Consider the following 13,785-nt stretch of genomic DNA (forward strand, 5'->3'; position numbering starts at 1 on the left):
CCCGCTGACCAGCGCCTCCTCCGGCCCGGAGGGACGATCGGGCACCGGCTGTCAGTGCCCACCGCTAGCCTCTGACGACATGCCCGCCCGTATCACCGACCCCGAGCAGCTCAAGGAGCTCCTCGGCATCCCGTTCACCCCGGAGCAGATGGCCTGCGTCACCGCACCGCCCGCTCCGCAGGTGATCGTGGCCGGAGCCGGTTCGGGCAAGACCACGGTGATGGCCGCGCGTGTGGTGTGGCTGGTCGGCACCGGCCAGGTCGCCCCCGAACAGGTCCTCGGCCTGACCTTCACCAACAAGGCCGCCGGCGAACTCGCCGAACGCGTCCGCAAGGCCCTGATCCGGGCCGGCGTCACCGACCCCGAAGTCATCGACCCGGACAATCCGCCCGGCGAACCGGTGATCTCCACCTACCACGCCTTCGCCGGCCGGCTGCTGACCGACCACGGCCTGCGCATCGGGCTCGAACCGACGTCCCGCCTGCTCGCCGACGCCACCCGCTACCAGCTCGCCGCGCGCGTGCTGCGCGAGGCGCCCGGCCCCTACCCGGCGCTGACCCGCTCCTTCGCCGACCTCGTCAGCGACCTCCTCACCCTCGACGCCGAGCTCGCCGAACACCTCGTACGCCCCGAGGAACTGCGTGCCCGGGACGCCGACCTGCTGCGCACCCTCGCCGGCGCCAAGCTCACCAACGCCGACCTGCGCAAGGTCCCCGAGACGGCCGCCGCCCGCCGCGAGCTCGCCGAGCTGGTGCTGCGCTACCGGGCCGTCAAGCGCGAGCGGGACCTGCTCGACTTCGGCGACCAGATCGCCCTCTCCGCGACCCTCGCCCAGATCCCCGAAGTGGGCCGGGCCCTGCGCGAGGAGTTCCGCGTGGTGCTCCTCGACGAGTACCAGGACACCTCGGTGGCCCAGCGCGTCCTCCTAGCGGGCCTGTTCGGCGGCGGCACCGGCCACCCGGTGACCGCCGTCGGCGACCCCTGCCAGGCCATCTACGGCTGGCGCGGCGCGTCCGTCGCCAACCTCGACGACTTCCCCGAGCACTTCGCACACCCCGACGGGCGCCCTGCCACCCGCCAGGCGCTCAGCGAGAACCGCCGCAGCGGCGGCCGCCTCCTCGACCTCGCCAACGGTCTCGCCGAGCCCCTGCGCGCCATGCACGCGGGCGTTGAGGCCCTGCGCCCGGCCCCCGGCGCCGAGCGGGACGGCACGGTCCGCTGCGCCCTGCTGCGCACCCACGCCGAGGAGATCGACTGGATCGCCGACTCCATCGCCCACCTCGTCCACACGGGCAAGGCGCCCGGCGAGATCGCCGTACTGTGCCGCACGGCGACCGACTTCGCCCAGATCCAGGGCGCCCTCGTCGCCCGGGACATCCCCGTCGAGGTGGTCGGCCTCTCCGGGCTGCTGCACCTGCCCGAGGTCGCCGACCTCGTCGCCGTCTGCGAGGTGCTCCAGGACCCGGGCGCCAACGCCTCCCTGGTCCGCCTGCTGACCGGCCCGCGCTGGCGCATCGGCCCCCGCGACCTCGCCCTGTTGGGGCGGCGCGCCCGCCTGCTCGTGTCCCACACGCGCGTGGGCGCCGAGGACGACCCGGACCGCCGGCTCGCCGAGGCCGTCGAAGGGGTCGACCCGTCCGAGGTGATCTCGCTCGCGGACGCACTCGACACGTTCCTCGAATCACCCGTGTCACCCGTGGCCGGCGCCGGGGACGACGACGGGCTGCCCTTCTCGGCCGAGGCGCGCGTGCGGTTCGCCCGCCTGGCGGCCGAACTGCGCGAGCTGCGCCGCTCACTGGCCGACCCCCTGATGGACGTCCTGCACCGCGTCCTGACCGTCACGGGCCTGGAGGTCGAGCTGTCGGCGTCCCCGCACGCCCTCGCCGCGCGCCGCCGCGAGACGCTGTCCAACTTCCTGGACGTCGCCGCGTCCTTCGCCGCGAACGAGAGCGAGGCGAGCCTGCTGGCCTTCCTCGGCTTCCTGCGCACCGCGGCCCAGTACGAAAAGGGCCTCGACAACGCCCTCCCCGGCGGGGAGAACACCGTCAAGGTGCTCACCGCGCACAAGTCCAAGGGCCTGGAATGGGACGTCGTCGCCGTCCCCGGCCTGGTCACCGGCACCTTCCCCAGCAGCCAGGGCCGCGAGAAATGGACCACCCAGGCCAAGGTGCTGCCGCACGGGCTGCGCGGCGACGCCGACACCCTGCCCGACATCGAGACCTGGGACTCCCGGGGCATGAAGGCCTTCCACGAGGCCATGAAGGACCACCAGCACACCGAGGAGCTCCGCCTCGGCTACGTCACCTTCACCCGTCCCCGCTCCCTGCTCCTCGGCTCCGGCCACTGGTGGGGCCCCAGCCAGAAGAAGCCCCGCGGCCCGTCCGACTTCCTCATGGCCCTGTACGACCACTGCACCGCCGGCCACGGCGAGATCGAGGCCTGGGCCGACGCACCCGAGGAGGACGAGGAGAACCCCGCGCTCGACCGGGCGACCGCCGACCAGGCCTGGCCGCTGCCCCTGGACGAAGCCGCCCTGGCCCGCCGCCGCGCCGCCGCCGAGACCGTCCTCGCCCACCTCGAAACCCTCGCCACCGGGGACGCCGCCCACCCCGTGGCCACCCACGACCCCGACACCCACGACGACCCGGACTGGCCCGCACCGCCGGACGACGAAGAGCTCGCACACGACGAGCCACTCCTTCGCGACGAACCACCCCTTCACGACGAGCCACCGCCGTACGACGAACCCGACCCGTTCCATGAGGACCCGGCCGACTGGGACGCGTGGAGCACCGACCGCCCCACGGTTCCGCACCAGGCGACGGCACCCGAACCGCTCGCCGTCCGCACCCACCGCGCCGAACCGGACCCCGCCGCGTCCCTCACCCCCGAGGAGGCCCGCACCGTCGCCTCCTGGGACCGCGACCTGGACGCCCTCACCGGGGAACTCCTGCGCGCCCGGGAGAGCGTCACGGAAGTCCCCCTGCCGGCCACACTGACCGCGTCCCAGCTGCTGCGACTGACCGCCGACCCCGACGGATTCGCGCAGGAACTCGCGCGCCCCATGCCGCGCCCCCCGCAACCGGCCGCGCGCCGGGGCACCCGGTTCCATGCCTGGGTGGAATCCCGCTTCGAAGAGTTGACGCTGCCCATGCTGGAACCCGAGGAGCTGCCCGGCGGCGAGGCGGAGATCGCCGACGAACGCGACCTCGAGGCACTCAAGGACGCCTTCGAACGCACCGAGTACGCACACCGCACGCCCTACCGCGTCGAGGCCCCCTTCCAGCTCGCCCTCGCCGGCCGCGTCGTACGGGGCCGTATCGACGCCGTCTACCGGCACGACGACGGCGACCGGACGACGTACGAGATCGTCGACTGGAAGACCGGCCGCGGTCGCACCGCCGACCCGCTCCAGCTCGCCGTGTACCGGCTCGCCTGGGCCGAGCAGCAGGGAGTGCCGCCGGAATCGGTCACGGCCGCGTTCCTGTACGTGCGCAGCGGCGAGGTCGTCCGGCCCGCGCACCTGCCCGGACGGGAGGAACTGGAGAGGTCGCTCCTGGGGCAGGCAGAGTGTGACGAACCGCCCGCCGAGGATGTCGGCACGGGCCGATAGGGTCGTGAACATGAGCCAGACCCCGGACAGCGCCGTCCGCACGTACATCGAGCAGCACCGCGCCGCCTTCCTCGACGACCTCGCCGAGTGGCTGCGCATCCCTTCCGTGTCGGCCCAGCCCGACCACGCGCACGATGTACGGCGCAGCGCCGACTGGCTCGCCGCCAAGCTCACGGAGACCGGCTTCCCGACCGCCGAGGTCTGGGAGACCCCGGGCGCACCCGCGGTCTTCGCGGAGTGGCCCGCCGCCGACCCGCAGGCGCCGACCGTCCTCGTCTACGGCCACCACGACGTCCAGCCCGCCGCCCGCGAGGACGGCTGGGACAGCGAGCCCTTCGAACCCGTCGTCCGCGGAAACCGCCTCTACGCGCGCGGGGCGGCGGACGACAAGGGCCAGGTGTTCTTCCACACACTCGGCGTCCGCGCCCACCTCGCCGCCACCGGCCGCACCGCCCCCGCCGTCCACCTGAAGCTCCTGATCGAGGGCGAGGAGGAGTCCGGCTCCCCGCACTTCCGGGCCCTCGCCGAGGAGCACGCGGACCGCCTCGCCGCCGACGCCGTGATCGTCTCCGACACCGGCATGTGGGCCGAGGACACCCCCACCGTGTGCACCGGCATGCGCGGCCTCGCCGAGTGCGAGATCCACCTGTACGGCCCCGACCAGGACATCCACTCCGGCTCCTTCGGCGGCGCGGTGCCCAACCCGGCGACCGCCGCCGCCCGCCTGGTCGCCGCCCTGCACGACGAGCACGCGCGCGTGGCCGTCCCCGGCTTCTACGACGGCATCGTCGAGCTCACCGACCGCGAGCGCGCCCTCTTCGCCGAACTCCCCTTCGACGAGCAGACCTGGCTGCGCACCGCCAAGTCGTACGCCACCCACGGCGAGGCCGGACACACCACCCTGGAGCGCATCTGGGCCCGCCCCACCGCCGAGGTCAACGGCATCGGCGGCGGCTACCAGGGCCCCGGCAGCAAGACGATCATCCCGTCCTCGGCCATGGTGAAGCTCTCCTTCCGCCTGGTCGCCGGCCAGGACCCCGACCACATCGAGAAGGCGGTCCGCGCCTGGGCCGCCGAACAGGTGCCCGCCGGCATCCGGCACGAGATCACCTTCGGCTCGGCCACCCGCCCGTGCCTGACCCCGCTGGACCACCCCGCACTCCAGTCCGTGGTCCGCGCCATGGGCCGCGCGTTCCAGCAGCCGGTCCTCTTCACCCGCGAGGGCGGCTCCGGGCCCGCGGCCGACCTCCAGGAGGTCCTCGGCGCACCCGTGCTCTTCCTGGGCATCTCCGTCCCCTCCGACGGCTGGCACGCCCCGAACGAGAAGGTGGAGCTCGACCTCCTCCTCAAGGGCGTCGAGACCAGCGCCTACCTGTGGGGCGACCTCGCCGAGCACTGGCGCCATGCGCCCTGACCGCCCCACGCCGTTTCCTGCCCTACGTCCCGCTGAACCCGCCGACACACATCCGTTCCACCGGGGGAGTTGGAAGCACCCGTGACCACCTGGACCGACCAGACCGCCGACCGACCCATCTCGCTCACCGCCCCGAGCGGCATCGACCGCGCAGCCCACCACCGGCTCGACGAGGCCTGGCTCGCGGCGGCGTGGAGCCACCCCACGACCCGCTGCTTCGTGGTCTCCGGCGGCCAGGTCCTCATCGACGAGACGCCGGACGGCCGGACCGAACTCGTCATGACCCCCTCCTTCGAGGCGCCGCTCACCGAGGCCCACCGCTACTTCCTCGGCATCGACGAGGAAGGCGTCAGCTACTTCGCGCTCCAGAAGGACTCGCTGCCCGGCCGCATCGACCAGTCCGCTCGCCCGGCCGGCCTGCGCGAGGCGGGCCTGCTGCTCTCCGCGCGCGACACGGGCCTCATGGTGCACGCGGTCGGCCTCGAGAACTGGCAGCGCACCCACCGCTTCTGCTCCCGCTGCGGCGAACGCACGGTCATCGCCGCAGCCGGCCACATCCGCCGCTGCCCGGCCTGCGGTGCCGAGCACTACCCGCGCACCGACCCCGCCGTGATCATGGCCGTCACCGACCAGGAGGACCGCATCCTGCTCGGCCGCCAGGTCCACTGGCCCGAGGGCCGCTTCTCCACGCTGGCCGGCTTCGTCGAACCCGGCGAGTCCATCGAGCAGTCGGTGCGCCGCGAGGTCCAGGAAGAAGTCGGCATCAGCATCGGCCCGGTCGAGTACGTCGCCAGCCAGCCCTGGCCCTTCCCGTCCAGCCTCATGCTGGGCTTCATGGCCCGCGCCACCTCGACCGACATCGAAGTCGACGGCGACGAGATCCACGAGGCCCGCTGGTTCTCCCGCGAGGAACTGCGCGCCGCCTTCGAATCCGGCGAGGTGCTGCCCCCCTACGGCATCTCCATCGCCGCCCGCCTGATCGAGCTCTGGTACGGCAAGCCGCTGCCGACCCGCAGCTTCATGTGAGCCTCAGCACATGTGAAAGGGCGGTACCCGAGACCTCTCGGGTACCGCCCTTTTCGGCTGCCGTGCCGTCCTCAGGCGCCGATCTTCTGCTTCACCTGGGCCAGCGACGGGTTCGTCAGCGTCGAGCCGTCGGCGAAGAGCACCGTCGGGACCGTCTGGTTTCCGCCATTCGCCTTCTCGACGAACACCGCGGACTCCGGGTCCTGCTCGATGTTGATCTCGGTGTACGCAATGCCCTCGCGGTCCATCTGGCTCTTCAGCCGGCGGCAGTAGCCGCACCACGTGGTGCTGTACATCGTCACAGTGCCCTGCATCTCGCTCGCGCTCCTCTGGCAGCTCGGGGAAGGTCGTCCAGGGAGGGAACGCACACGACGGGGCCCCCATTCCCACAGGGGGTATGCGGTCCGACGTGACGCCTGCCGCATTAGTACGACTGCGGGGCCCTCCCTGTGGACAACCGCCACAGCCGTCTCCGGCGACCTGGCAGCATGGCCATGTGACAGCAGCAACGCACTCCACCCTCTTCCCGCAGGTACCGGACTCTGCCGACGCGGTGCTCGAAGGGCTCGACCCCGAGCAGCGCGAGGTGGCCACCGCCCTGCACGGTCCGGTGTGCGTGCTGGCGGGCGCCGGCACGGGCAAGACCCGGGCGATCACCCACCGCATCGCCTACGGGGTGCGCGCCGGTGTCCTCCAGCCCTCCAGCGTGCTCGCCGTCACCTTCACCAACCGCGCCGCCGGCGAGATGCGCGGCCGGCTCCGCCAGCTCGGCGCGCACGGCGTCCAGGCCCGAACCTTCCACTCCGCCGCGCTGCGCCAGCTCCAGTACTTCTGGCCGAAAGCGATCGGTGGCTCCATGCCCCGGCTCGTGGACCGCAAGATCCAGCTCGTCGCGGACGCGGCCGCCGCATGCCGCATCCGCCTCGACCGGGGGGAGCTGCGGGACGTCACCGCCGAGATCGAGTGGTCCAAGGTCACCCAGACCGTGCCCGCCGACTACGCGCCCGCCGCCGCCAAGGCCGGCCGTGCGGCCCCCCGTGACCCGGCCGAGATCGCCCAGCTCTACTCCGTCTACGAGGACCTCAAGCGCGACCGCGCGGTCATCGACTTCGAGGACGTGCTGCTGCTGACCGTCGCCATCATCCAGGACCGCCACGACATCGCCGACCAGGTCCGCTCCCAGTACCAGCACTTCGTGGTCGACGAGTACCAGGACGTCAGCCCCCTCCAGCAGCGCCTACTGGAACTGTGGCTCGGCGAACGGGACAACCTGTGCGTCGTCGGTGACGCCAGCCAGACGATCTACTCCTTCACCGGTGCCACCCCCGACCACCTCCTCGACTTCCGCACCCGGCACCCCGGTGCCACGGTGGTCAAACTGGTCCGCGACTACCGCTCCACCCCCCAGGTCGTCCATCTCGCCAACGGCCTGCTCGCCCAGGCACACGGCCGGGCCGCCGACCACCGGCTGGAACTGGTCTCCCAACGAGCCCCCGGCCCAGAGCCCGTCTACGCCGAGTACGCCGACGAGCCCGCCGAGGCCGAAGGCGCCGCCCGCCGCATCCGCGAGCTCATCGACGCGGGCGTCCCGGCCGCCGAGATCGCCGTCCTGTTCCGTACGAACGCCCAGTCCGAGACCTACGAGCAGGCACTCGCCGACGTCGCGGTCCCGTACCAGCTGCGCGGCGCCGAGCGCTTCTTCGACCGTCCCGAGGTCCGCAAGGCGGGCGTCGCGCTGCGTGGCGCGGCCCGCTTCGGCGGCAACGACTCCCTCCTGGACGACGTCGTGACCCTGCCGTCCCAGGTGCGTGCGGTGCTCTCCGGCGAGGGCTGGACCAGCGAGCCCCCGGCCGGCTCCGGCGCCGTCAGGGAGCGCTGGGAGTCGCTGGCCGCGCTGGTCAACCTCGCCCAGGACCTCGCCGCCGCCAGACCCGACGCCACGCTCGCGGACTTCGTCGCCGAACTCGACGAGAGGGCGGGCGCCCAGCACGCCCCCACCGTCCAGGGCGTCACCCTCGCCTCGCTGCACTCCGCCAAGGGCCTGGAGTGGGACGTCGTCTTCCTGGTCGGTGTCGCCGAGGGCATGATGCCGATCACCTACGCCAAGACGGAGGAGCAGATCGAGGAGGAGCGGCGCCTGCTCTACGTCGGCGTGACCCGCGCCAGAGAACGGCTCCACGTCTCCTGGGCGCTGGCCCGATCGCCCGGCGGCCGCCCCGTCCGCCGAGCCAGCCGCTTCCTCGACGGCCTGCGCCCCGGCTCGGCCACCGCGCTCGGCCGCTCGGCCGCCCGGACCTCCGCAGGTGTGGAGCGCGGTGCGGTGAACGGCTCCACGGCAGCGGTCCCGCGGCGGACCCAGCGCACCCCGGCCCGTTGCCGAGTGTGCGGGCGCACGCTCACCGACGCGGGCGAGATGAAGCTGATGCGCTGCGAGGACTGCCCCTCCGACATGGACGAGGGCCTCTACGAGCGACTGCGCGAGTGGCGCGCGGAGCAGGCCCGGCACAGCGGACAGCCGCCGTTCTGCGTCTTCACCGACAAGACACTGATGGCCATCGCCGAGACCGTCCCCGAGGACGACGGGGAGCTGGCCCGCATCCCTGGCGTCGGCGTGCGCAAGCTCAACCGCTACGGAGCCGATGTCCTGGCCATCTGCGCAGGCCAGCAGGCTGATTGAGGAGGCGCCGGCGGCTGATGCGAACTCGTCGAAAAAATAGTTTGCGCATGCCCCGGCAATCCCCATAGGTTCTAGGCACGGAAGCGGCGGCCTTCTCCAAGGCCCTGTTTCCGTGATGTACTTGCATATCCGAACGGGCTGGTTCACCCCAGCCCCTTGAGACGCCGAGAGGAGGCGAGTCCAGTGATCAGCATCAACACCAGCACCATCAGCACGGCCAAACTGACCGATCGCTCGGCCGTCTCCCTGTGCATGCTCGGCGTCTCGAACCTGGGCACCGGTCTGTCCGGCATCTCTGCCGTGCGTCCGGCGTCCTCCGTTGTCCTCGCGGATCTTCCCGTCCGTGAGCGCAATGAGCGACCGACCAAGGCACTGGAAGCAGTAGCGGCACAGGCGCAGGCCTATGCCTTTGCGGCGGCCGGTGCCGGATTCCGGAAGCAGACGACGCAGCATCACCTGATGTGGGCCTTCCGTGGGCCAGAACCCTGGAGTGATCCAGCCTGATCGCCGATCAGGCCGGCGCCTTCAGGGCCGCGGAACCCCACCCGGGATCCGCGGCCCTTCTGTTTTCCCCGAACGGGGACGGCAGAACGAAGGGGCCTCGGGACAAGAAAAGAACCCGGTACCAAGCCGACACCCGGTCAACAGGCCGGACCGACCAGACGAGGAAGACGAACCGTGCAACTCGAAGCGCACGCCCCGTCCGTACCGCCTTCCGAAACGATCCCCCCGCCCGGCCTCACGGAGGACTCCACCTTGATCCCGCTCACCGCGCTCACCGCGCTCGACGACGCCATCGAGAACCTCGGCGTACCCGTCCCCTGCCGTTCCTACGACCCGGAGGTCTTCTTCGCCGAGTCGCCGGCGGACGTCGAGTACGCCAAGTCCCTCTGCCGCACCTGCCCGCTGATCGAGGCCTGCCTCGCCGGGGCCAAGGAGCGGCGCGAGCCCTGGGGCGTCTGGGGTGGCGAGCTGTTCGTCCAGGGTGTCGTCGTCGCCCGGAAGCGGCCGCGTGGCCGCCCGCGCAAGAACCCGGTCACGGCATGAACACCGCAGGAACGATCGACCGCCCCCTCACGCACGACCCCAAGAAGCAGGCCCCGATGAAGCCGTCCACCAGCGAGCCCGCAGGCTCCGCGACTCCAGACTTCTCCACCACCGGCGCGACCGACTCGCGTCAGAACAGGACCCGAGAGATGCAACTCATCCCAGAAGCCCTGGCTCGTGCGCATATGCACGAGCGACTGCATGAGGCCGAGCGGGAACGCCAGGCGGTACGCCTGGTGTCCGCCCGCCGGATGCAGCGCCGGGCCGAGCGCGCCTCGCTGCGCGCCCGCCGCGCGCTGGCCATGGCGGTCATGCAGTAACCGATCACACCTGAAGCGGTGGCCTCCCGGACTCGGGAGGCGGTAGCTCCCCGTGGGGGCCGGTCCGTCCGAACGGACCGGCCCCCACGGTGCGTTGTGCCGCCCGAGCCTTGGCAGGCACAACACCTGGCGCGGCGCCCGACGGAGTGCGGGATTTCAGGGCCCTGGAGTCTCTTCCGCCAAGTCCTTGATCGCCCGCAGCCGGTGCTCCCACTGGGTGGCCAGCGCGTCCATCCAGCGTGTCGCCCGTTTCATCGGGTGCAACTCGGCTTCGTAGCGGACCTCGCGTCCGGTGCGGTGGGCGCGGACGAGCCCGGCGCGGTCGAGGACGGCCAGGTGTTTGGCCACCGCCTGCCGTGTGACGGGAAGCCCTGCCGCCAGCGACGTGGAGGTGGTGCCGCCCTGTCCGGCGAGGGTGGCGAGGATCTGACGGCGGATCGGATCGGCCAGGGCCACCAGGATGTCCTCAGGGGCCCCTTCGGCGTCGGTGCTGGTGGTCATGTCGTGTCGTGCTCGCAGTCCGTGCGCAGGTGATCGAGTTTGCCGGGCCAGTTCCGGCTGTTGGCGCCGTGGCGGACGGCTGACTCCTCGCCCGGCAGCCCGAGCCGCGCGAAGCCGCTTTCGACCATGGTGAGCCGGGTGCCTCCGGTGGAGTCCTCCGCGGTCAGGGTGAACTCGACGAGGGTGGCATTGGTGTCGTCCGGCTCCTCTCCGGCCGCGCCCTGGGACCAGCGCCAGGAGAGGGCGCGCGGCGGCTCGACCCGCTCGATGCGGGCGGGAATGGTGCCGTGCACGCCATGATCGAAGAGCAGCAGGCCACCGGGGCGCAGGTCGATCTTGACCGGTTCCCCGTTGCCGAACCAGCGGCCGAGGAAGGCGGGCTCGGTGAGCACCGACCAGACCCGTTCCGGGGAGGCGTCGATCACTATGCCGCGCTCGATGGTGTCGGGAACCATGGCAACCTCTTCTCGTCCGGAAGTGCTACCTAAAGGTTGCACACCAGGCGCCTACGTGCAACCAGATGGTTGCATCTCCTGGGTCGTTCACGCCTCCGCCGCCGGCTCCTCCGCAGCTTCCTCGGGTTCGACGAACCCTGGCAGCCACTCCTCCAGCTCGTCGCGCAGCCGTACCGTCGCCCCCAGCTGGCACAGGACCCCGATGGTGCTCAGGGTCACCCGGTGTATGAGCAGGTACGCGGGGGGCAGGTTGAGCTGTTTGCCCAGCTGGTAGGCGGGGGAGCGGGGGTCGGCGATGCGGGCCGCCTGGCTGCGCATCCAGGAGCGGGTGAAGGTGAACTCGTCCACCTGCGCCGGCTCGATGATCGGCAGGAGGTAGTCCAGGACCGCCTCTGGGTCGAGGTCTATGGACTCCTTGACGAAGCCCTCGGCGCACAGCAGCTCGTAGACGCCCTCGGCCCTGCCCTCCAGGGTCATGCGCAGGGAGTCGCCGATCGGCGTCGGCAGGCCCCCCGGGAGGCGGTCGACAGTGCCGAAGTCCAGGACGCCCAGGCGCCAGCTGTCCTTGCCGTCGGGCAGCAGGCGGAAGTTGCCCGGATGCGGGTCGGCGTGCAGCAGGGCCGTGCGGGCCGGGCCGGAGAACAGGAAGCGGGCCAGGAGCTGGCCGGCGCGGTCGCGCTGCTCCGTGCTGCCGTCCGCGATCACCTCCGAGAGCGGGATGCCGTCGATCCACTCCGTGACCAGCACCTGGTCGCACTGGTGCACCACCGCCGGGACCACGACGTCGGGATCGTCCGCGAATTCCTCCGCGTGGGCCTGCTGGGCCTGTGCCTCCAGGCCGTAGTCCAGCTCCTCGGAGACGCGGTCCCGCAGTTCCGCGATCAGCGGCTTGATGTCCATGCCGGGGATGAGTGGGCCCAACAAGCGGGCAAAACGGCTCAACTGGTTCAGATCGGACAGAAGGGCTTCGCCCGCTCCCGGGTACTGCACCTTGACCGCCACTTCGCGGCCGTCGTGCCACAGGCCCCGGTGCACCTGTCCGATCGAGGCCGCCGCCGCCGGCTTGTCCTCGAACTCCAGGAACAGCTCACGCCACTGTGGCCCCAGCCGCTCCTCCAGTACCGAATGCACCGTGCGGGTCGGCATCGGCGGAGCCGCGTCCTGCAGCTTCGTCAGTGCGGCCCGGTAGGGCCCGGCGATCTCCTCGGGCAGGGCCGACTCGAAGACGGACAGTGCCTGTCCGAACTTCATGGCCCCGCCCTTGAGCTCGCCGAGGACCTTGAACAACTGTTCGGCCGTCCGCTGTTGCAGCTCCCGGCCGACGATCTCCGCAGACTCGCCGACGATCCGCTTGCCCAGGCCCCAGGTCGCCCGCCCGGCGAAGCCGAGCGGGAGCGCGGCGAGCTTGGCGGTCCGGGTGACCGCCTTCCGGGGAAGATCAGACATGCGCCCTCCAAGTCCCAGTCGGCCGCGTCGCGTCTGTCGTGCTTCGTCGATTCGTCGACGGCCGTTGCACCGCCATTGTCTCGTGCGGCTCCTCGTCCGGGGAGGAGTGTTCCCCCTTACCTCTGTCCGCGGCCCCGCACGGGCATGCCGGATGCGGCCAGATCGGTCGGGCCTGCCAGTTCAGACCGGGTGCGGAGACCTCCCAGCGGGCCCCCGTGCTCGACGGTGATCCACCGTCCAGGAAGGCCAGGGCGTGCGCGGCCGCGAGGCCGGCGACCGTCGTCGCCAGGCCCAGGTCGCACGGCGGCACGGGCCGGGCCCTCCCGGAGCGCCACTGCGCGACCAGGCGGGGCCAGGCCGGGTCCCGGTCCGTGCGGCCCTCGTGCAGGCATCCGGCGCAGCCCGTCTCGCCGGGCAGGACGAGGGGACCCACGATGCCGGTTCCCTCCACGACACCCACATGGAGATGGGGCGTCCCCGAGGCCATCAGGGGCTCGGCCGTGGACGGGTCGGGCGCGTGCACGGTCACGTCGTCCCGCGGGGCGAGGATCACCAGGGAAAAACCGGGCTCACCACTCTCCGACGACGACCGCCGGCCACGACGCGGCGGCCGCCCCGGAGCCGCTCTGCGCACCGCCTGCCGCACGGCCTCGGCCCGCCGCTCACCGACGGACTCGACCGGCAACCCGCCCGGCCCCACGTCCCACGGCTCGACGCACCCCACGTCACGCACGTCCACCTCGCCGACGCCCGCCCCCGACAGCAGGGCGGCCACGAGGGCGCCGACCCGGCCGGCGCCCCTGATCTGAACGCGTTGCGAGCGGCGGGCCGCCAGCCGGGCGATCGCCTCTCCCGGCTCGGACGCGGTCAGCGACAGTGACGCCAGGTCCGGTCGCAGCCGGTCGAGGACGTCCGGCTCGGCGCGCAGCGCGTCGGCGCCCGGCCCACCCCCTTGCGCGTCATCGAGGAGACCCGCCCCCGTCAACTGTCGTACGAGCCCGTCGACATGGCCGTCGGGCAGGTCCATGCGGCGTCCCTCCTCGCGCAGAAGGGGCAGCCCGCGCGTGCCGTTCAGCAGATCCAGGAAACTGCCGGTCGCCGTGTCCATCGGACCGAGTGTCATCGCGTGCGCCGGAGTCATCCCGAACTGCACGGTATTGAGGTCACGCCAGCCGCGCCGGAGCGCGGGTTTCACCATCGGATGCATCACAGGCCCCCGTAGTCCTGGAAAAGTCCCGAACGTCTTCCCGGGCGGTGGAGCCGGTCACGCTCCGCCGACGAGTGCC

General features: G+C 72.0%; 12 protein-coding genes. 7 read left to right on the plus strand and 5 right to left on the minus strand.

Annotation, left to right across the window (positions count from 1 at the left end; genetic code table 11):
• The first annotated feature begins 79 nt into the window (after positions 1–79).
• The 3 genes from ACFY01_RS27070 (at position 80) to nudC (ending at position 6,053) form a co-directional block, all read left to right on the plus strand.
• On the plus strand, positions 80–3,613 hold the full coding sequence (locus ACFY01_RS27070; RefSeq protein ID WP_390738333.1) for a UvrD-helicase domain-containing protein: 3,534 nt from the start codon (positions 80–82) through the stop codon (positions 3,611–3,613).
• Positions 3,614–3,623: 10 nt separating this feature from the next.
• The gene (locus tag ACFY01_RS27075) at positions 3,624–5,027 is read left to right on the plus strand and encodes a dipeptidase (protein ID WP_390738334.1); all 1,404 of its coding nucleotides are present in this window, start codon (positions 3,624–3,626) and stop codon (positions 5,025–5,027) included.
• A gap of 81 nt (positions 5,028–5,108) precedes the next feature.
• Positions 5,109–6,053: an NAD(+) diphosphatase gene (gene nudC / locus ACFY01_RS27080; protein ID WP_390738335.1), complete on the plus strand. Its 945-nt coding sequence runs from the start codon at positions 5,109–5,111 to the stop codon at positions 6,051–6,053.
• Positions 6,054–6,124: 71 nt separating this feature from the next.
• Here nudC and ACFY01_RS27085 read toward each other — a convergent pair whose 3' ends face one another.
• A complete protein-coding gene (locus ACFY01_RS27085; protein ID WP_390738336.1) occupies positions 6,125–6,367 on the minus strand; it encodes a mycoredoxin in 243 nt (80 codons plus the stop codon).
• Between the two features lie 182 nt (positions 6,368–6,549).
• On the opposite strand from ACFY01_RS27085, the gene ACFY01_RS27090 reads away from it, so the two are divergent.
• From ACFY01_RS27090 to ACFY01_RS27105, 4 genes are all read left to right on the plus strand, one after another.
• Positions 6,550–8,730, plus strand: a complete 2,181-nt coding sequence (locus tag ACFY01_RS27090; protein ID WP_390738337.1) for an ATP-dependent DNA helicase UvrD2 — start codon at positions 6,550–6,552, stop codon at positions 8,728–8,730.
• Between the two features lie 183 nt (positions 8,731–8,913).
• Positions 8,914–9,234, plus strand: coding sequence for a hypothetical protein (locus ACFY01_RS27095; RefSeq protein ID WP_390738338.1), 321 nt, complete (start codon positions 8,914–8,916; stop codon positions 9,232–9,234).
• A 174-nt stretch (positions 9,235–9,408) separates the two neighbouring features.
• Positions 9,409–9,777, plus strand: coding sequence for a WhiB family transcriptional regulator (locus tag ACFY01_RS27100; RefSeq protein WP_010984500.1), 369 nt, complete (start codon positions 9,409–9,411; stop codon positions 9,775–9,777).
• Positions 9,774–10,097 carry a hypothetical protein gene (locus ACFY01_RS27105; RefSeq protein WP_390738339.1) on the plus strand — a complete coding sequence of 108 codons (324 nt, stop codon included), beginning with the start codon at positions 9,774–9,776 and terminating at the stop codon, positions 10,095–10,097. Before ACFY01_RS27100 ends, ACFY01_RS27105 begins: the two co-directional genes overlap by 4 nt.
• A gap of 156 nt (positions 10,098–10,253) precedes the next feature.
• Here ACFY01_RS27105 and ACFY01_RS27110 read toward each other — a convergent pair whose 3' ends face one another.
• The 4 genes from ACFY01_RS27110 to ACFY01_RS27125 all read right to left on the minus strand — a co-directional run bounded on the left by ACFY01_RS27110 (position 10,254) and on the right by ACFY01_RS27125 (position 13,706).
• Complete coding sequence (locus ACFY01_RS27110; protein WP_390738340.1) at positions 10,254–10,598, minus strand: ArsR/SmtB family transcription factor; 345 nt, start codon at positions 10,596–10,598, stop codon at positions 10,254–10,256.
• Positions 10,595–11,053, minus strand: coding sequence for an SRPBCC domain-containing protein (locus ACFY01_RS27115; protein ID WP_390738341.1), 459 nt, complete (start codon positions 11,051–11,053; stop codon positions 10,595–10,597). Before ACFY01_RS27115 ends, ACFY01_RS27110 begins: the two co-directional genes overlap by 4 nt.
• A gap of 87 nt (positions 11,054–11,140) precedes the next feature.
• Positions 11,141–12,499 (minus strand): ABC1 kinase family protein, encoded by a 1,359-nt coding sequence (locus tag ACFY01_RS27120; RefSeq protein WP_390738342.1) that lies wholly within the window; start codon positions 12,497–12,499, stop codon positions 11,141–11,143.
• Entirely contained in the window at positions 12,492–13,706 is a 1,215-nt protein-coding gene (locus ACFY01_RS27125) for a TOMM precursor leader peptide-binding protein (protein WP_390738343.1), read from the minus strand. The genes ACFY01_RS27120 and ACFY01_RS27125 overlap by 8 nt, the downstream gene beginning before the upstream one ends.
• Positions 13,707–13,785: the final 79 nt, after the last annotated feature.

The organism is Streptomyces sp. NPDC001480 (genome assembly GCF_042894725.1).
Classification (GTDB): Bacteria; Actinomycetota; Actinomycetes; order Streptomycetales; family Streptomycetaceae; genus Streptomyces.

Excerpts from the sequence above, each read along its gene's own strand:
- ACFY01_RS27070 (WP_390738333.1), top strand. The coding sequence starts at position 80 with ATGCCCGCCCGTATCACCGACCCCGAGCAGCTCAAGGAGCTCCTCGGC.
- ACFY01_RS27075 (WP_390738334.1), top strand. The coding sequence starts at position 3,624 with ATGAGCCAGACCCCGGACAGCGCCGTCCGCACGTACATCGAGCAGCAC.
- ACFY01_RS27085 (WP_390738336.1), bottom strand. The coding sequence starts at position 6,367 with ATGCAGGGCACTGTGACGATGTACAGCACCACGTGGTGCGGCTACTGC.
- ACFY01_RS27105 (WP_390738339.1), top strand. The coding sequence starts at position 9,774 with ATGAACACCGCAGGAACGATCGACCGCCCCCTCACGCACGACCCCAAG.
- ACFY01_RS27110 (WP_390738340.1), bottom strand. The coding sequence starts at position 10,598 with ATGACCACCAGCACCGACGCCGAAGGGGCCCCTGAGGACATCCTGGTG.
- ACFY01_RS27115 (WP_390738341.1), bottom strand. The coding sequence starts at position 11,053 with ATGGTTCCCGACACCATCGAGCGCGGCATAGTGATCGACGCCTCCCCG.
- ACFY01_RS27120 (WP_390738342.1), bottom strand. The coding sequence starts at position 12,499 with ATGTCTGATCTTCCCCGGAAGGCGGTCACCCGGACCGCCAAGCTCGCC.
- ACFY01_RS27125 (WP_390738343.1), bottom strand. The coding sequence starts at position 13,706 with ATGCATCCGATGGTGAAACCCGCGCTCCGGCGCGGCTGGCGTGACCTC.